General features: G+C 65.0%; 20 protein-coding genes. 3 read left to right on the top strand and 17 right to left on the bottom strand.

The window, feature by feature from the left end; all coding sequences use genetic code 11:
* Positions 1–383 precede the first annotated feature (383 nt).
* Positions 384–674 carry a hypothetical protein gene (locus ABIC63_RS27810; protein WP_354322143.1) on the bottom strand — a complete coding sequence of 97 codons (291 nt, stop codon included), beginning with the start codon at positions 672–674 and terminating at the stop codon, positions 384–386.
* A gap of 104 nt (positions 675–778) precedes the next feature.
* Here ABIC63_RS27810 and ABIC63_RS27815 point away from each other — a divergent pair, with 104 nt between their 5' ends.
* Genes ABIC63_RS27815 through ABIC63_RS27825 form a run of 3 tightly spaced genes read left to right on the top strand, consistent with a single transcriptional unit; the run spans position 779 to position 1,632 of the window.
* The gene (locus ABIC63_RS27815) at positions 779–1,114 is read left to right on the top strand and encodes a hypothetical protein (protein ID WP_234196315.1); all 336 of its coding nucleotides are present in this window, start codon (positions 779–781) and stop codon (positions 1,112–1,114) included.
* 3 nt (positions 1,115–1,117) lie between these two features.
* On the top strand, positions 1,118–1,330 hold the full coding sequence (locus ABIC63_RS27820) for a hypothetical protein (protein WP_354322144.1): 213 nt from the start codon (positions 1,118–1,120) through the stop codon (positions 1,328–1,330).
* A gap of 11 nt (positions 1,331–1,341) precedes the next feature.
* Entirely contained in the window at positions 1,342–1,632 is a 291-nt protein-coding gene (locus tag ABIC63_RS27825) for a hypothetical protein (protein ID WP_354322145.1), read from the top strand.
* A gap of 390 nt (positions 1,633–2,022) precedes the next feature.
* Here ABIC63_RS27825 and ABIC63_RS27830 read toward each other — a convergent pair whose 3' ends face one another.
* From ABIC63_RS27830 to ABIC63_RS27905, 16 genes are all read right to left on the bottom strand, one after another.
* Positions 2,023–2,733: a hypothetical protein gene (locus ABIC63_RS27830; protein WP_354322146.1), complete on the bottom strand. Its 711-nt coding sequence runs from the start codon at positions 2,731–2,733 to the stop codon at positions 2,023–2,025.
* A 582-nt stretch (positions 2,734–3,315) separates the two neighbouring features.
* Positions 3,316–4,056, bottom strand: a complete 741-nt coding sequence (locus tag ABIC63_RS27835) for a hypothetical protein (RefSeq protein WP_354322147.1) — start codon at positions 4,054–4,056, stop codon at positions 3,316–3,318.
* Positions 4,057–4,217: 161 nt separating this feature from the next.
* Complete coding sequence (locus tag ABIC63_RS27840) at positions 4,218–4,490, bottom strand: hypothetical protein (RefSeq protein WP_354322148.1); 273 nt, start codon at positions 4,488–4,490, stop codon at positions 4,218–4,220.
* On the bottom strand, positions 4,487–4,843 hold the full coding sequence (locus tag ABIC63_RS27845) for a hypothetical protein (protein WP_354322149.1): 357 nt from the start codon (positions 4,841–4,843) through the stop codon (positions 4,487–4,489). The genes ABIC63_RS27840 and ABIC63_RS27845 overlap by 4 nt, the downstream gene beginning before the upstream one ends.
* Positions 4,840–5,448 (bottom strand): lysozyme, encoded by a 609-nt coding sequence (locus ABIC63_RS27850; protein WP_354322150.1) that lies wholly within the window; start codon positions 5,446–5,448, stop codon positions 4,840–4,842. The genes ABIC63_RS27845 and ABIC63_RS27850 overlap by 4 nt, the downstream gene beginning before the upstream one ends.
* A 1-nt stretch (position 5,449) precedes the next feature.
* Positions 5,450–5,731, bottom strand: a complete 282-nt coding sequence (locus ABIC63_RS27855) for a hypothetical protein (RefSeq protein ID WP_354322151.1) — start codon at positions 5,729–5,731, stop codon at positions 5,450–5,452.
* A complete protein-coding gene (locus ABIC63_RS27860; RefSeq protein ID WP_354318729.1) occupies positions 5,728–6,090 on the bottom strand; it encodes a hypothetical protein in 363 nt (120 codons plus the stop codon). Before ABIC63_RS27860 ends, ABIC63_RS27855 begins: the two co-directional genes overlap by 4 nt.
* A 58-nt stretch (positions 6,091–6,148) precedes the next feature.
* Positions 6,149–7,063, bottom strand: coding sequence for a hypothetical protein (locus ABIC63_RS27865; protein ID WP_354322152.1), 915 nt, complete (start codon positions 7,061–7,063; stop codon positions 6,149–6,151).
* Entirely contained in the window at positions 7,060–9,372 is a 2,313-nt protein-coding gene (locus tag ABIC63_RS27870; RefSeq protein WP_354322153.1) for a hypothetical protein, read from the bottom strand. The genes ABIC63_RS27865 and ABIC63_RS27870 overlap by 4 nt, the downstream gene beginning before the upstream one ends.
* Positions 9,372–9,686: a hypothetical protein gene (locus tag ABIC63_RS27875; RefSeq protein ID WP_354318734.1), complete on the bottom strand. Its 315-nt coding sequence runs from the start codon at positions 9,684–9,686 to the stop codon at positions 9,372–9,374. Before ABIC63_RS27875 ends, ABIC63_RS27870 begins: the two co-directional genes overlap by 1 nt.
* A gap of 5 nt (positions 9,687–9,691) precedes the next feature.
* Positions 9,692–10,285 (bottom strand): hypothetical protein, encoded by a 594-nt coding sequence (locus ABIC63_RS27880; RefSeq protein WP_354322154.1) that lies wholly within the window; start codon positions 10,283–10,285, stop codon positions 9,692–9,694.
* A complete protein-coding gene (locus tag ABIC63_RS27885) occupies positions 10,285–13,944 on the bottom strand; it encodes a phage tail tip fiber protein (protein WP_354322155.1) in 3,660 nt (1,219 codons plus the stop codon). The genes ABIC63_RS27880 and ABIC63_RS27885 overlap by 1 nt, the downstream gene beginning before the upstream one ends.
* Positions 13,932–14,366 (bottom strand): DUF6950 family protein, encoded by a 435-nt coding sequence (locus ABIC63_RS27890; protein ID WP_354322156.1) that lies wholly within the window; start codon positions 14,364–14,366, stop codon positions 13,932–13,934. Before ABIC63_RS27890 ends, ABIC63_RS27885 begins: the two co-directional genes overlap by 13 nt.
* Positions 14,366–14,983: a hypothetical protein gene (locus ABIC63_RS27895; protein ID WP_354322157.1), complete on the bottom strand. Its 618-nt coding sequence runs from the start codon at positions 14,981–14,983 to the stop codon at positions 14,366–14,368. The genes ABIC63_RS27890 and ABIC63_RS27895 overlap by 1 nt, the downstream gene beginning before the upstream one ends.
* Positions 14,980–15,612, bottom strand: a complete 633-nt coding sequence (locus tag ABIC63_RS27900; protein ID WP_354322158.1) for a hypothetical protein — start codon at positions 15,610–15,612, stop codon at positions 14,980–14,982. The genes ABIC63_RS27895 and ABIC63_RS27900 overlap by 4 nt, the downstream gene beginning before the upstream one ends.
* A complete protein-coding gene (locus ABIC63_RS27905; protein ID WP_354322159.1) occupies positions 15,609–17,885 on the bottom strand; it encodes a phage tail length tape measure family protein in 2,277 nt (758 codons plus the stop codon). Before ABIC63_RS27905 ends, ABIC63_RS27900 begins: the two co-directional genes overlap by 4 nt.
* Positions 17,886–17,942: the final 57 nt, after the last annotated feature.

Genomic DNA, 17,942 nt, shown 5'->3' on the forward strand with positions numbered 1-17,942 from the left:
TCGCCCTCGTGCAGTTGCGCTTCACTTCGTTCGTCGTGATCAACTTACGGCGGGACTTGCACCCGCAAGAGTGCGCCCATGCTGGGCGCACAAAGAGAAACGGGCACCTAAGTGCCCGTGTTCTATACGTATTCGATGGGGTGGCTGATGGGACTCGAACCCACGACGACCAGAATCACAATCTAAAGGCACAACCCAATATCCACGCGGGTTCCAGCCAGAATTGCGGGAATATTTGCTTATAAGTTGAGCACGTCTCCATGACCCTTTGCGGCGCTTCGTTCCCGAAATAATTCACCGCTGCGCCGCTTCTTCAGAAGGGCGGTGCGGACCGCTGAGGACCGTCGCCGGAGGGGCGGGGCCGGCCGCAGTCAGGCTTAGACTCAACGCTCGACAAAGTCAAGGCTGACGACTTCGCCGGGTCGCACGCCGAGCACTTGATTCGCCGCCACCTGGGCGAGGGAATGCACATCCATCAAGCGCCGAGCGCCTTCGCTGGGGCGAAAGGCGTCATCACAGCCGCACTCCATCCACCGCACTTCCTCGGCCCACGCCAGCCAAGCGTCGTAGGGATCGACGCCAGCCGCCCCGTAGACCGCCAAGGCCGCCGCGCGCGCCGCATCCGACTGTGCAGGCGTGGCCACGGGATAGAAAACGTCAAGCTCAATGCGCATAGTGGTTCCTTGGTTGAACGGGCGCCGGCGCCAGGTTGCAGTCTACCGATTCACTGTATATTTGCACAGTGTTCTGTGAAGTCAGCACCCTCCGCTCCAAAGGCATGCGCCTGCGCCGGTCCGAGTACCCGCCGCCGGTGCGCGGGCGCGTGGAGGTGGCTGCCTGGCCGCACAACAACCTCCAACGGTTCATCCGACGCATCGAGGTTCGCGTCAGCGTCGGCATCCGCACATACCGCACGCCACTGGTAATGGCTGACCCGGTCTTGCTGCCATGCCCGGCCGACCTCGGCTTGCTGATCGCCGGCACAGAGATCGAGGCGATAGAGAACCGGGTGCATGAGTTCTCACAGCTATGGCTGCTGCGCCCCTGCCACGGAACCGAAGACCTAGATCCAGTGCATTGGACGCAACTCGCTCAGTTCATACCCACCCCATAGACCATGACTCTTGGCCATCCCACCCTGCTTCGCGTGCCGGCTTGGTACAGCGACCGCGTCAAGGACGAAATCGTGCTGCCGCTCGCGCCCGAGGAATACGACGTGGAGCCCGGCCAGGGCATCAACGGCCGATGGATCGTCACCAGCTCCAGCGGTGCAGTCGTCTATGACGGCATCGGCCCCGTCGACGTGGTCCGCTCGCCCGCCCCCTTCTGATCGGAGGTCTTATGCCCATCATTGCCCACCTCATCGACGCACCATCCGGCACACCGGCGGACATCTTGCGCCCCGCGGAGGCCCGTTTCCTGCGCAAGCTGGAGCGACTGCTGGGCGCTGACCTTGCACCAGCCTTGCGCGCGTTCGAGGCCGCCCAGGACAGCAGTGCGGAGGATCTCAGCAAGGACGAGATCCGCCTCGCCAGCCGCTGGGTAAGCGCCTACGACAAGGCTCGACAGGCGGGCATGCGCGACCTCGGTGAAACCGGCGAAGCCTATTTCGCCGTCCGACTCGACAGCTGACGACGGCACGCCCCGGCTGCGGTCGAACGCGCAAGCATCCGCGCAATCTGGTGCCGGTTCGCCTGCCACGGGCTCGCGAACCAAAGGGCACCGTGCTGCGGCGTTCAGTTTGCCCTCAATTCCTGTTTAGCCCCAACTAACGCGCATAGACTTTATGCGTTCATCATGCGCGACGACGAGTTCGGCTCTATAGCCGTCGAGCGGGAGCAATTCCGAATCCGCCAGGGAAATCCGGCGATCAACTGAAATGTCGATGCGAAAGGCTTCAACCAGCCATGAGAGCCGCTCCCGCACCCGCTCGCGACATTCAACGTGAACACGGACTCGCTCATGTCGAAGGGAGCAAGAGGCCCGTGTGCCTTTAAACTCCCTACCAATAATTCGTCAAACTTACAAAATTCGGCCTCGCCAGCGCGACATGCCTATTTTCACGCCACTGCTCCTTACGAAGTTCTGTACTTCATCGTACGTCAGCACCTTGCCGTCATAGCAATGTCCTGCAACCACCACCTCCAAGGGATGCAGTCGTTTTAGACTGCGCCTATGTAGAAACTGCTTGTGCAATTCGGATGCCTCGACATCTCCTCCATACTCTCGGAGCATCCAAAAAATCCATCGAAACCAAGTAAAGCTTTCGCCATTCTTAGGCCATGTTGTAGCATCTACAATCTTCAGTCCAAATTTCGCCGTAGCAGCGAGAATGAAGGTTGCGCAAGTCAGTCCGGTGCCGTTGTTTTGATTGATATAAAGTCCATCGTCATCAAAACTTTCGTCACCGCTGTAATGAGCACTATATGGAATTGGAGATGTTTTAGTCAAATCCGCCGAGTGAATGATTTCCAACCAGTCGACTAAATTTTCTTGCGTCTCCACGCTAACGTTCTTAAGATATGCCCAATGATAATCTTTATTTAACCAACTATCTTTTAAAAGTTTATTATGAAATGCAAGGTGCAGCAGAAACTCCGCGCCTTCTGATTCACTTAAATACAAGAAACCACAATGAGGCCTTCGGAGGGTCATCGATTCGTCAATAGTGCTTATGGCAAGCACTAGAGAGCAATCGTCTCCACTGAAACTCTTGCTAGGAGGATTGATCATCTGGGGTAGGAAGACCGATAAAGTATCGCTTAGGGTCGTCTCCCGATGAAATTACAGCGAGCCACGCAGCCTTATAGGCCCTATGCCAAGCCGGCAATCTGTCTCGCATGCGGTAGGAGGCGCGCAAAATTCCGCTTGCTGAGCGTCCGCTAAGCTTTGAAGCATCTAGTTCAAACAGCATCAAATTCGTATACGACAACTCCTTCGCTCTGGCAAATTTTTCTACTTGATACATTAAACTTCGTGAGGCTGCTCGGGATTCCTTGAGATGCTCCAAACGGTATGCAGTGCTCAGTAGCTCGCTTACGATTTTTTTCTGATGCTCTGACGTGGTTTGCGCTCTGCTACTGGCGGCAGCCCTCAAGTTAAAAAGAATTTCGTCGTACGCGCCCGCAGTGGAGGCAACATTGGCGATACAAACCCAATGAATTTCGGTGACTAGACTTGCGCTGGGCGCCAAAGATGGCTGGGTCAATGCCTTAGTCATATGCCAATTAGGGCCCCAGTCGATCTTTGCAGGCCGCTCGAATGAAGTTGCCACAGTTGCACTGATACTTGGACTTGTGACAGGGCCTGTCATTGCTAGATTCCCCTCAACAGCCAATCAACGCCACTCACACACTCTCTGAGAACCATGTCTAACTCATTTTGACTATAGACTTCAGCCCTCGCGCCGTCTGAGTTAACATCGAATCCAAGTATCGACGCAATATGATGGAACGATGTTGACGCAGAGGCTTGAGCCGCGCCACCAATGGCCACGGTTAGAAGCCCGTATATTCCGACCGTCCAAGTTCCCATCCTGTTAATTCGGATTCCAGCATTCTCCTGAGCTGCACAAGGAAAATTCATTTTTAATTCAAAATCTGCATGCTGCGCAGGATCCAGCGTCAAAAAACTTATATGTTCGTTGAGCCAGCGATACGCTTCATTAAGATCGGCTGCAGGCCAAAAAGCGTTTGCTCCCAATGCAACCCTAATAATCCCATTTTCCGTACGAAAAGCCTCACTTCTGCTCACCGCCGTTATCAACCTAGCAAGAGCTGACGCCCCATCATCAATCATGGGGGGTCTTTCACCGGTGGGATCCATCGGCGGCAACGCAAAAAAATCTAATCTCTGCCCCTGCTTTGCTAAGCGAACCGTGCCGCTAGAACTACGCGCCTCCAGAACTGTCTCTTGCAGTGCAACCCGTGAAGAGGTCGAGTCAGGAGATAATTCCCAGACGGCCTCGAACAGGCGCGTGAGGTCGAGGCTCCACGGCTGACTGGAGAACAACGACACCCGTGCATGGTCAGCGCGCCAACCGGTAACCTCGAACATTCTCAGCACTCCTCACTCACAGGCAGCTCCGCGACACCGCGTCTTGGTAGGCCGACCAGACTTTCCACAGTATCGCCTCCTCGCACGAGCGAATCCGCCTCCGGCAAAAGGTAGTCTAGGGCGGTAGCTGCGGTGGAGTTCGGATGTTTGTATGAGCCCCACTACCGTCTTGGCATCAGCGGCGCAGTGCAAGTTGCCAGCGCGGCCACCAACTCAGCTTCGTAGCCGTCGCGCAAGAGTAGTTCAGCCTGAGCAGCGCTGATCCAGCGATCCACATCAACGCCCAGGCGCAGCGATTCCGTGGGCATGACAGGCCGCTCCGGCTCTTTCGCGCGGCACTCGACCGGCACGGGCACATTGACCCGCACCGGTGGACCGGCAACACATCCCGCCAGCAGGGCCGCAGACAGGCCCAGGAACGCCGTTCGTCTCATGGCGCAACCCTCCCCCGCATCCAGCTGTCGACGCGCGCCTGTGCGCTTGCGCAGACGTCGCCCGGCACGGCGGCCGGCGTCGACAGGATGAGCTGCGCCATGGCCTCCTGCTGCCGGCGCCGCTCCGCCGCAGTGGCCTGCGCCGCCTTGACGCGCCGGCCGCGCTCGTCGGCCAGGCCGCGAAGGTCGGCGACCCCGTCGCTGCAGGCTGACGCATCAGCCCGCGCAGAGTCGCGTTCCCCCGTCGTGCGCGTGGCAGCGTCCCGCGCGTGCAGCCAGGCGGCGCCGAGGGCGCCATTCGCCGCCACGCTCACCGCCAGGGCCAAGCCGAGCGCCTGCAGCCCCGTCATCATGGAAAGGCCCTCTCACCGGCCGCAATCGCGTCCTGCAAGCCCCAGCCGAGGAACACCAGGCGCGTCGCATGCCGACGCCGCTGCAGGCCCTTGAGCACCTGGCCGCCTGCTCTCACCCACTTCGGCAGTTCGTCGGCCGCACCCGCATAGTCGCCGGCATTGAGCTTGCGGAGGAACGTGCTGGGCCGGCCGTCTGCCAGCCACAGGATGCCATCGCGCCCTCGGCCGCCCGGCCCGGTGTTGTAGACGGTCGAGACGATGGCATCCCACTGGGACTGGGAGAGCCGCACCGTCACGGCATCGCGCACCGGGGGCTCGAAGTCACGCACCAGGCGGCGCGCATAGCGGCCGTCCGCCTCGGCCTGGCTGATCACCAGCCCCGGCCGCACGTCGAGGGTGTCGCCCCAGCCAATCGTCCAAGGCGCACCACTCAGCCGCACGAACGGCGTCGGCACCGCCGGCATGTTGTATGGGTCGAAGCGGGCCCGGCGCAGCGCCGCAAAGAGCGGTGAGGCGGGATCGGGATACGCGAGCAGCCGGCAAGCCTCATAGTGATGATTCAGGGCGTGACATGCGTCGCCCGAGCGCATTTCAGACAGCACCATCTCACCCCTCCTTCACGCGCGTTCGCACGATGAGCACGGCAAAGCCGCCGATGACAAAGACGTCCTGCAGGTCGGGCGCGCGCAGCGGCAGGAGCAGGGTTGCGACTGCTCCGGCGCCGCCGATGGTGAGCAAGCCCCAAGCGAGCATCTTGAGCAGCTCGACGGCGCGGGCCCGTGCGCTGCGCGGCCACTGCAGCCACCCTCGGCAGCGCTCCAGCTTGTTGAGGCCCTCGGCAACAACGATGAGGCCGCATACGGCATAGACCCAGAGCATGAGCTTCATGGTTGCGCCTCCACACGATCAGCAACCCGCTTGATGGCCCGCTTGAGCACCTCGCGCGCGCCGCCACCAATGGCAAAGGCGATGCCAAGCATGACGGGCTCGGGGGCGTTGGTGGCCCACAGCACCGCGGGTGCCATGTAACCCGCCGCAAGGCTGCTGGCAAAGGCAACACCCATCCGCCGCAGGGACGTGCGCACCAGGTGCACGATGGTGTCGCCCGTGGTGGGCACCGTGTCCAGGATTGCAATCGCGACCACGGCTCCGGCGAAGCCGGCCACCAGGAAGTCCGGCCGCAGTCCGAGCGGGACCCCGAAAGCGGTGAGTACCGGCACCGTCGCCGTCGCAGCAGCGAACGTCATCGCTGCCGTAGTTGTAGGTTCTGCCATCAGAGGTCTCAGTGCGCAGCAGCTACGCTGATTAGGTGGGAGCCGGCACCCAGGCGAGCGATGCCGGGTCGGTGTAGGTATCGCCGTTGAACTTCCCGCCACTACCGAAGGCGGCCTGCCACAGCGCGTAGTCGATGGCATCGACGTCGGCATACGCCCGGCCGCTGGCGGTGAGGTCCTCCACATAGGCGCGATACAAGATGCGACTGGGCGCCTTGTCGAAGTTCAAGCCACCCCACGGACCTCCTGTCCCGACAAATGCGAGCGGGTTCACATCCGTGGCGGTCGCCAGTCCTGTGCCCACCTGGCCGTTGACGCCCACATTGGCGATCCGGTTCGAGCCCACCGGCGCAACCGTTTCTGTCGTCGCCGGCGCGGCCCGCGATCCAAGGTGCGAGGCAGCGCCGGCCGAGGGCCGGGGAATGCCAGATTCGGTATGGAAAAGATAGTTGCTAGTGGCACCTGTCTGGCCGGTCGCCCAAGCCACCGCCTGGCTACTTCCCTGCAAGCCCGGCCGCGTCGTCTTCCACCACACGCTGAAGAAGAACTTTCGCGTCGCCCGATTGGCGAAGATGTGGTTCCGAATGGCGGCGGGCAACAGGATCTGCCAGTTCAGATTGCCCGAGGCCGCTTGCGTGCCAGACTGCGTGATGATGCCGTGTACGCCCCCCCTCCCCGTCCTTTCGACCACGAACTTGTTCGCGAGGGCCACGGAGGACACGAAGCCGTGCGTGTCGATTTCGGGCACGGCCAGCAAAGCCGCGGCCTTGTTCGACAGGGCATTGGGGATCGTCGCGCCATTGCCTAGCGCTGTGAACGCGCCTTGGGCGAGGGTCGGATCGAACAGGAAAAGCGACCCATCGGACTCGATCTTGTCGCGCTCGATGATCTTGGGCGCGGTTGTGTCGGTGAGAGTCAGGCCGTCGAGACGGATGATCTTGCTCATTGCATGTACCCCAGTTCGAGGATTCGTTGGAAAACTTGTTGGGCAACCACGGCGTAGCCCGCGGCGTTCAGATGCACGCCGTCGACGCGCAGCGAGCTGGGCACGGCGCCCGCCGCCATATCGGCGGTGTCCTGGCTCGTGGGCGCAAGGCCGGCGTCGGCCAAGCCGTAGGCGACGAGGTAAGGCCGGATGGCGATGTGACGGCGGCCGAAGGTGGCCGCCCATTCAGCGTCATCGGGATCGGCCGCGGACGTGCCGCCGGGCTTGCTGATCCAGATCGTGCGGATCTTGAGCGCGCTCAGGTGGCGCTCGATGGCGAGCGCGTCCTGAATTGCGCGGGCGTTGCTGGGCCCGTTCTGGCCGATCCAGCCGCACACGATGTCGCCGCGCCTGGCCTCGGAGAAGTCGGTCCGATAAGGGGCCGGCCGATTGCAGGTCACCACGGCACCTGCGGTGCTGCGCGTAAAGACGTAGTAGTTCGCCGGGTCCCAGATGATGTTTGGACCATTCGGCTGCACCAGCTGCATCAGTCCGGGCACTCCGGCGAGCGACCCCACGAAGCTGCTACCTGGCGTGCCGGTCCCCTGCAACAGAGGCACCGGGGTTTGACCGTTGATCTTCTGGAGATCGACCCGCACCGGCTCGGCCGCTGCAGGAATGGCGCCGCCCTGAGGCAGCAGCAGGAAGGGATTGGCGCCGGTGCGCGCCGCGATGGTCACCGAGGACTCCCCTCCGACCCCACCGTTGCGCACCGCGACGTTGAAGCCCGCGGTCGTCAGTAGCGCTTGAAGAACGCCCGGGTAATTGGTCCCGCCTCCACCAGCGCCCGCTGTCAGCGAGTCCCCCCAACAGATGATGTTGGGCCCACTCACAATGGGGCGCTCGACATTGGACCAAGTGGGCCGATAGGCCCTGGCCGGCGCGTTGAGTTCGACGCCTCCAATGCCCACAGCGATGAGCTGCAGCGCACGCGCCGTGGGCCTGCCCGCCATGTCGCATTCGAGCCAGGTCCGGCGGTTCGCACCGTCGACCAGTGCAATGCCGATGTCGTTGAGCGCTTCGTCGGCGCCGAGGGCCGACAGCTTGTCGGCGAGATCCAGCGCCGTCATTCGGGCGCGAGTAAGTCCCGCGCCAATGAGATCCAGGGCGCGGGCTGTGGGCCCGCCCCGCATGTCCGCCTCCAGCCAGAGTCGCCGCTTGGCGCTGTCGACCATTGCAAAGCCGATGTCGTTGAGCGCCGGGTCGATCTCTTCGGGCTTCGTGAAGCCTTCCAGGCCAAGGCCAGGGACCCGGCTCGGCGTCAGGCCCGCACCGATGAGGTCGAGGACACGACCGGTCGGCTTGCCGTCCATGCCGGCCTCGATCCACAGGCGGCGGCCATCCGCATCCGTCACCGCGAAGGCCAGGCCTGTCAGCGCCGGATCGTTGTCGCGCAGCGTCTTCGACAGATCGGTGACGTTGACTTTGCCGGCAAGACCGGTGCCGTCGATCCGCTTCCACCCGCCGACCGTGGTGGCGAAGGCGGTATATCGGCCCGCGTTCGGGACGACGGCCGACGTGGACGGATCGATGTGCGTGCCGAGGTCACTGTCGAGCACTTCGGCCCCCTGGCCGACCGCCGTGGGCGTCAAGGCGGCGAGACCTTCCTCGCCGGCCCAGGTCGCCCGGGTACGAGACGACGATTGGGCACTTGCCGCAGCGGTCGTGGCAAGCTGGGCCTTGGCTGCCGCGACCTCAACAAGGCTCTGCGTCTGGCCCTTGAGCTCCTCGGCCGCTGCCGCCGACAGCGCGGCCTGCTCCTGTGCATCAAGGGCGGCCTGCTTGAGCGCGATCAGCTCGGGCGTAGTGATCATTTCACCGGCATAGGCCCACGCCATGCCGTTCCAGACATAGAGCTGGGAGCCAGCCACGACGTAGCCGTCGCCAGCCGTGTTGCCCTCTGCCGGCAGATCCTCGACGGCATCCTCGGCGCCCTTGAGCACCAGCCCCCGCCCCTGCAGGTCCCCCGCCTGCCAAGCCTGCCAGATGTCGCCGAACTCGCCGAGGATCTGCTGCATAGCCTGCAGGGCCTCGGGCACGTAACCCTGCGTCGGCACGAGCGCATAGCTCAGGCCCGCGCCGCCGGCGCCGGTGTAGGCTGTCGCGAGCTGCAGCTCGCCGTCACTGACGATGCGCTTGACCTCCAGCACCGCGCCGGGCACGGACAGGATGTCGCCCGGCAGCGCATTGCGCACCCACGCCGTGCCGGCGCCCAGGACCACGTCCGAGCCCGCGACGAGCGTGATGGTGCCCGTGCGATACCAGCCCATCAGGCCACCTCACGCACCGGCGTGGCGCCGGTCAGGATGTTGGCGTCCGAGGCCGAGGCGATGACCTGCTCATAGACCCATTGGTCGACGGCGCCGCTGGGCACACCCGGGAGCTTGACCTGAATGAGCGTGACGTGCTTTTTGCCGGCGTCCTTCGAGGCGCGGGACTGGTACGAGTAGAGGGTCGCGGCCGTGGATTGGAGCGGATACACGATCTGGCAGATCGCCAGCACGTGGAAGCTCGGTTGCGCGTCCGTGCGCGGGTCGACGACCTCCTTTTCGAGGCCGATGATGGGTGCGGTGTTGTCGTCCATGGTCATCACGTGGTGGGAGATTCGGGGGGCCACACGACAGCGAGCACTGCCGCGGGCGTGGTGGCTGCGTAGATGGCGTCGCGTAGGGCTTGGCGCGTGCCGACGAGGTACTGACTGGCGCCACGGAAGGCCAAGACCGCTTGCAGCGTCCTGGCGCGCATGTCCTCGGGCGCAATGCCGCGCGCGGTGGCGATGCCATCGAGGTAGGGCGTGGGCGTGGACGCGTCGGCCTGCCAGGCGAGCGCCTCGCGCTCCTGCGTGGGCCACGTCTGCCGCTCGAAGTCGGGATAGCCCGTGGTGAGCGCAGAGGCCTGCCGGCGCGCTTCGGCATTGATGGCGGCCACCTGCGCCGAACGGATGTCGTCCAGCGTGCGCGGATCAACCCAACTGTGCGAAGGCCAGTCGAAGACGCACGCGGGCGAAGGCGCCTCGCCCATGTCGACCCACACGTCGGCGCCGACGTCGCGCCAGTGGCGATCACTGGGCGGCAGGCCCTCGACGACATGGCAGCCGTCCAGCGGCACCGGCACTTCGAGCCCTTCGCCATGCATCAGCACGCGGCCCAGGCCATCAACGATGGAGAACGGCACCAGGGCCATCAGGCGCCCCGCTTTCCGATGAAGACGGCGAGGCGGGTCGTCTCGCCGCCCACCGCCCAGATCGTGTGGGAGCCAGCAGCGCACGTCACAACGCTGGTCATGACGCTGCCGGGGAAGCGGTACTGCGTCGCCCCGGACATGCCCATGTCCACCCATTGCGAGTCCGAGTAGACCGTCGTGGGCGAGACGCCCGTCAGGGTGCGCGTCTCGGCGCCGGGCCCGGACGAGCTCCACGTCGACTGCTGCCCAAACTCGGCCACGCAGAACGCTTCCCACACCTGCCCACCCGGCACCGTGAAGCTGACGGCGGCAGAGCCCGCGCCCGTCGAGAAGACCGGCACCACGATGGCATTGCCGGCGACCTTGAGCGTGTCGATGTCCGCATTGCGGATCATCGCCATGTCGATGAACGTCCGGCCATCCTGCACCTTGAATGGCGTCTCTGCGGAGCCCGAGCCGAGATCGTTGATGACCCGGAACAGGTTCGCCAGGATGACCACCTCCGACTGCACGTCGATGCCACCGTTGGTGCTGGAGACGCTGCTCTTGAGTCCGGCGATCACGCGCCGGCCAAGCGGCGTGGAGATCTCCGTCTTGAGCATCAGCTGCGCCGCGACGTTGCCGTCCAGGCTGGCAAGCGCGAGCTGCTGCTCGCTCACCGTGGCCGAGAGGCCACCCAGGGGACCCGTGGACGCGTTGAGATAGGAGTCGTACGACGCGAACGCCGAATTGAGCGTGGCCTCCAACTCCACATCCGACACGTAGGTCGACTCAATGTCATCGACGCGGGCACGCATGGTGAGGATGTCGCTGGCGAGGGCAGCGTCGGCCGTGGCCCGCACGGTCGACTCTTCGAGGATGTCGGCCTGCGCATCAGCCAGGCCAGCCGACAGCAGGGAGATCTCCTGCGCCATGGCCTCATCGGCCGTGACGAGGACCTCGATCTGGTGCGCATACAGCGCATAGTTGTAGTCGACCTTCGCCTCAAGGATCGTCGTGAGACGGCGCAGCGACCGGCCCATTTCACTCACGCTGACTTCGGCGCGAAGGATGCCCTTCATGTCGGCTGCGGCGGACTGGTCGCGGAACTGCTGCAGGCGCGCGTCTACGCGCCCGAGGTATTCGGCGATGTCGGGCACGTCATCGAAGTCCGGCAGCGTCATCGCCTCCGTCGTGCCCCAGCCGCCGGCATTGCCCGCCAGGTCGACAGCGCGCACCCAGTAGCGGTGCAGCCCGGCCTCTTCCTCGACGCGGGTGAACACACGCGACGTCGTCCGGCCGATCTCGACGGCGTCGAGCAGGGTGTCGCCCTTGCGGATCTGGTATTCGCGCAGCGGCTGCGTGGTGCGGCAATCGCTCCAGCTGATCGACACCGACCGGCCCTGCGTCGAATCGCTCACGTCGGGGGTCAGCGGCAGGAGCACATTGATCGATGCGCTGGACGGCTGCGAGCCCTGGCCGCTGCGGCTGTAGTGCACCGCCCACACCGTCTGCAGGCCCGAGGGGAACCATCCGATGTTCGCGCCGGTGGCATGGCCATCGAAGCGCACATCGCCCCCGGCGGCCTCGGCCGTGTCGCCGCGGCCGATGCGGGTGCGGTCCCACTCGATCAAGTCCACGCCCGCGGGCGGGCTCCAGCGCGCATAGATCCCGTCGCCCTCGACCGACAGCGTGAGGTCGCCCACCTCTGCCGGCGGCTCGGCACCGTTCAACAGGTGGCCGGCGTAGGCCCAGGCCGAGGCGTTGAACGCCGTCTGAAAGCGCAGACGCACCGTGTACTCGTCGCCGACGTCCAGGCCCAGGAGGAACGTCTCCACCGCGTCGCCTGGAAGGTCGACGGTCTTCCAGGGCGCCACGTCCGGCGGATCAGGCTCGTTCGGGTCCGTGGCCCCCTCGCGCCACTGCGCGCGGGTCACGCCGCCGTTCAGGACGAAGCTGCTCGTGGATCGGTTCCAGCTGACCCGCGCCCGCGCGATGACACTGCCGCCCTGCACTGCGAGCTGATCCGGGCCGCTCTCGACTTGCAGGTTCTGCGGAGCCGGCGGCACCTCATACGGATTGGGGAGGTTGCTGTTTGGCGCCGCGTCGGCCAGGACCTCGTCCGCCGTGTCGTAGTAGGCCGGGACATCCTCCAGCAGCTCCAGCGTGAGCGGCGCTCCCCGCGTGTAGCTCCAGTCCGTGACGATGAACGGCTTGTTCTCGATGCCGTAGAAGGCGCTCGAATACAGCACGCGGTCGCCGGGCTGCAGGTGCCAAGCGAGCATCTTGGGGCGGATCTTGAGCACCAGGCCGCCGCGGCTACGCTCGACCAGCACGCGGGCCAGCTGATGGCAGCGCACGTGCGAGCCAGTGAAGGCCAGCGCCAGATCCGTTGCCTTCTCGTGCGGGTCCAGGCCCAGGAACACCGCGTTCTGGTACGCGGTGAAGTCCTCGCTCACGCCGTTGCGCTCGGCGTTGATGTAGGTCCCGCGGGCGGTGTTGTAGACGCGCTCCCCGGGGTTGCACGTCTGCACGACGCTGGTGGGCGCGAGCATGTCGGTGTCGCCCAGCACCAGCACTGGCGTGCTCCAGGCGCCGGCCTGCATGCGCCAGACGCCCGCCGCCTGCAGCGTGAAGCCGGCCATGCTGTCTTCCAGCTGCTGCCGGGTGGAATCCCGGTCCTGATCGCTGCGGAACATCCCATCGCACACATAGCGGGCGCGGGACCATCCGTAGTTCTCGCCGTCGTCGTCGGCCTCGGAGCCGTAGACCTCGAAGTCGCAGGCGTTGGCCGCAGCGATGACCGAGCCCGTCTCGATCTGGCTGATGCTCGCGCCGTACCCCTCGCGGGACATGATGAAGTCCGCAAGGCACAGCGCGGGGTTGCGGGTATAGCCGCGCGTGCCGGTGCGGAAGTCATAGATCGTGTTCTTGCCGCGCACCCTGGCCGAGATCGAGGGCGGCCCCCCCTGGAAGCGCTCCATCACCTTGTTGACGGTGACCACGGCATAGGTGTAGCCCGAAAGCCGGTGCTCGGCCGTCCACATGCCGGGCGCGCCGCCAATCGCGCCGTTGCACTGGTCGATCAGCCACTGATCCGCGACGTCCACTCCGCCGGGGGATAGATGGATGCCGACGTGCACCATCGGCCCGTTGTCGTAGTCGAGAAAGCCGCTGGGCTTGCGACTCAAGGCCTCGTTCGTGGTCCAGCCATCCGGGCCGGCCTGGACGGGATCGTCCTCGATGTAGATCTCGTCGATGCCCTCGCACGGGTGCGCCGCGAAGATCACCACCAGATGGGTGAGCTGCGCCCCTGCGCCCGTGGTGACCATCGCGACGATGCTTCCGCCGATCCGCCCCGGCGAACCGTAGACCACGGCATTCGGCGAATCACTCTGCAGCAGCGTGACCCGTCGATCAGCAAGGTTCGCGATGTCCTGTGCGAGCTTTCGCGCCGCCTCCTGCCGTGCCTTGCGCTTCGCCTGGCTGTTGGCGTATGCCGTGGTCGCGAGGCTGACCACCGTCGTGACGATGGTGAGGCCGGCCGAAACGGCGGCGGCGCCTGTGGCACCCGTAATCGAGCCGATGGTCGCAAGAAATCCAGTGACGACATCGGCGTGTGCGGCCGTCGCCACCATCAAGCCGCCGAGCAGCAGCACCAGGCGGATCAAACGCGCCATGCGACCTCCGCGGCCGTGATCGGCAGGAACATCAACCGATCCGCTCCAGGCGCCACGACGTGGGTGCCCGTGCATACGCCAAAGCTGTACCCCGAGATACGGCCTACCCGCCCGCCACTGCGAACCAGCACCACGTCCCCGCGGCACGCTGCGAGCCCGGCCACTGACGGCCCGAGCAGGAACTCGCCGACCGCAATGAAGCATTCCCTCGCAGGCTGGCCGGCGCCAGCCTGCCGGACGAAGCGCAGCGCCCGGAGCAGACTCCCGCCCTGGAGCGGCCCGCCATCGCAGCGCAGCGGCGCAAGCGCATCGACGCCCGTTTCCTCCCGCACCCAGTCCGCCGCCACATGGGCGCAGTCATGGTTGAAGTAGGCGAAAGCCACGGCGCGCCGCGCGTCGATGAAAGCATCGAGGTCGGCCATCATCGATATCCCAACATCCCGCGGACGTACTGGTATGCCTGGAAGGCGACCGAGGCATACACGGTGGGATTACCCACCAGGCTCTGCAGGTACTCGAAGCCCCGCTCATCCGGGAAGCGCGCGATGTGCTGGACATGGTTCATGCGCAGCGCGGCCGGGTTGCTGCGCACGTCGTAGCTCACCGTGCGGCAGGTCACGCCGATGGAGCCTTCCCGATCCTTGCGGTCGATGTCCATCTGACCCATCACACCAGCGAAGCGCAGCACCGGTGCACCGCTGATCTGCATCGTGTGCGGGTTCACCATGGCGACCCAGATGCGGGCGGGCCGGTCGCGGTACTCGTGGGGGTCGCTCAGCGCGAAGGCGCGCATTTCGAGGGGCACGGGCGATAGTGACAGCGCGAGCTTCTCGGCGGCGCCATCGTCGCTCTCGTGGATCTCGCCGATCTTGCCGAGCCCGCCCACACCCGACCACGTGTAACCCATCACCTCCACGTCGAGCGGCCAATTGGTCAGGCGCAGCGTCCCCGTGGTCGCCTGCAACTCGACGAGGGTCAGCTCGCCGAAGACCTCCGAGCCCGCAAGCGTGGCGAAGTCCGTGTCGACGGCGACCGTCATTCCCAGCTCTCCATGAGATCCAGGCTGTACCCGCCCTGGAAGTTGCCGGGCGTGTCCTTCCAGCTCGTCTCATTGCTCGTTCGCCGCATGAGGCACGTGGGCCGGTCCCACACCACCACGGCGCCCGCAGGCAACAACACGCGCAGGGCAGGCTCGAACTGCAGCGTCACCGTGCCGTCCTGTGCCACGGCATCGGCCTGGACGTGCAGCAACTGGTGAGCAGCGCCCGTCGCGTCTTGATGCACGCCGACCCAATCCCCCATCAGCACAGTGCGGCCGTTCTGGCCAGCAACGGCTAGCGTGACGGAGGTGGCACCGGCCGCCGTCGCCGCGGCCACCGTCCACACGCCGCGGGCGGTACCACGTGGCTCCGGGCTGCGGACGTCCCACACGGCAATGCGGCCGACGCGTCCGCGCATGGCGTGCAGCAGCACCCGCCACCGGGCCATCATTTCCGGGTCTTCCTCGCGCTCGTTGCTTACGATGGCGCACGTCCGGCGCTGCGGCCCGAGCACGGCGACCTGCGTGCTGCCCGTGTCGCCATTGGTGTTGCCGAGGTCGAAGGACATCAGGCCCCATTCCATGCTGGCGATGTTGATGTCGTCGGGAAGTGCCACGATCACGCTCATGACGGAATGGCCCCGGTGCGCTTGAGCTGCTCGGCGAACTGGCGCAGCGACTCGCCCACGATCTGCTGCGTGATCTGGACGATGGACGCCTTGTCCGAGCGCGAATCGATGTTGTTGTGAAGGACGGGCGCGAAGACCATGCCGCCCCCGCCTGCCGCATCAGGGTCGGCGGCGCGGTTGTAGCGTGCGGGCGTGATCTTCTCGCCCTTGTGAATCACGGCGAGCATGTCCTCGGGCACGTAGTTGGTGCCGGTATCGAGCTTGGGCGCACCGCTCAGCAGGTTCATGAAGATGCCCAGGCCATCCCCACCCGCATCGGTCACGGCGTTGCCGGCGGCCAGCGCCTTGGTGACGGACGCAGACGACGAACTGAGGACGAGCAGGCCCCCCAGCCCCTTCAACGCAGAGCCGAGCACACCGCTACCGCTGCCGCCTTCGACAAGGTCGCCGAACAGGGCACGCGACAGCTTCGCGGCAGCGGCCTCGGCCACCATGCGCAGGAGCAGCTGGCCCCAGGCCTTGCCGATGCTGTCGAAGTCGCCCGTCATCGACTTGTAGAGGACGTCGCCAATCTGGTCCTGGATGTTGCCGGCCGCGCGTTTCGCGAAGTCGTCGACCTCGCTGTTCATGGCCTTGAGCGCCTTCTGTGCTTCCTGATAGCTGCCCCAAGCGCCGCCCACAGCTCGGGAATAGGTCTCTTGATCGAGCGCGCCGACTCTCAGGAGATCGTTGAGGCGCTGCACCTCTGCCGCATACGCCTCAGCAGGCGTGCGCATCTGTTCCATGATGCGGCGGCCCTCTTCATTCCGCTTGTCGGTGGCGCTCTGCCATTCCTCTTCCTCACGCGCCTCCTGTTTGCGCCGTTGCTTGCGCTCTTCGGCAATGTCCACCTCGGCCGCAGCGCGCAACATCTGTTGCTTGAGGTCCTCGGTCACGGTTCCGCCGCCGTTGCGGATGCGCTGGATCTCGGCGAGCGTCTGCTCGACCTGACTCAGATCCTTCGCCTTCTCGACCTGCTTGGAGAGCGTTTCAAGGTAGCGTTTCGCCGCGGCCTCCGGGTCCTTCGTCTTGTCGGTACCGGAGCCCGACCCGCCTCCCGTCGTGGCCTTCCTTCCCTTGCCGTCGTCCGCCTTGCGCATGCGGCGGTCAGCCTGATCGGGATAGCTGTCGACGAGGTCGAGCGCCTGATCGCGCTGTTGCCGCTGCCAGTACGCTCGCGCGGCAATCGACTCGTCCAGCAGCTTCTGCGCGCGGGCGCGCTGCTCGTCCGTCTTGGCCTCGGCCAGAAACCGCTGGGCGTTCGCGATCTCCTGATTGGCTGCGGCGATGTTCGTGCCCGCGAGTCGGTCGCCCTTCTGCCGGCCACCGATTCCGAATTCCGAGGCGATGTAGTCATAGACGATCCGCCCCTTGGCAGGGCTCGACGCAAACGCCACGATGTCGGTACCGGCCTGGATCGCCGCCTTGGATACCTGCGTGAGCCAGCCGAGCAGGGTCTGAAACGCCTGCTTCGTATCGTCTGATTCCAGCTGCTGATTGAGCCCCTCGATGGATTCCTTGAGCACCCGCATGCTGCCGGTGTCACCCGTCATGAGGCTGTCAATGTTGTTCTGCAGGGCACTGATGGCCCCGCCGAAGGTGTCGCGGGCGGCCTTGGCGGCGCGGCCGTAGCTGGACTCCAGAGCCTGCAGGACGATCCCCTGCGCCTCGGCCGTCTTGCCCGTGGCCTCCAGCTGCTTGACCAACTCTTTCTGATCGTCGGTGAAGCGAAAGCCCTGCTTCGACAGCGCGGTAAGCCCCTGGCTCGGCACGTCAAGCGCCTTGCCGATGGTCTCGGCTGACTGGTTCAGGTCCATGCCCAAGCGCGCAGCCATGTCGATGACCGCCTGCATGGCGCGGGGCACCTGTTCGCCCACGATACCGGTGTAGCTCAAGAGCCGCGTCTGCGCCTTGTTGATGTCGCCGTCGCTGAAGATGCTGTTCTTCTGCAGCTCGGTCGCCATGTCATTGAGCTGATCGAGCGACCACCCGGCGGCTTCGCCAGTCGAGCGAAGCACGGCGGCGAGCTGGGCCTGCTCCTGCTCGGCGTCGCGCGTCTCGTTCAAGAACTTCTGCATGACGCTGGAGATCGACAGGCCCGCGAAGGCGCCAGCGAGGACGCCCTGCAGCGAGCCCACGCCCGACAGCACGCTGTCGATCTCCCGGTTCAGCGAGTCGAACGCCCCCTTCGTGGCGTTCTTGGCCGTCAACAGGATCGAGATTTCTGCGGTCATCGCGCCCCCGCCCTCACCGGCGCCGCGCCGCCTGGCTGGCCCTGGCAATCGCAAGCA

Source organism: Pseudacidovorax sp. 1753, from assembly GCF_040544975.1.
In the GTDB taxonomy this organism is placed as follows: Bacteria; Pseudomonadota; Gammaproteobacteria; order Burkholderiales; family Burkholderiaceae_C; genus Xenophilus.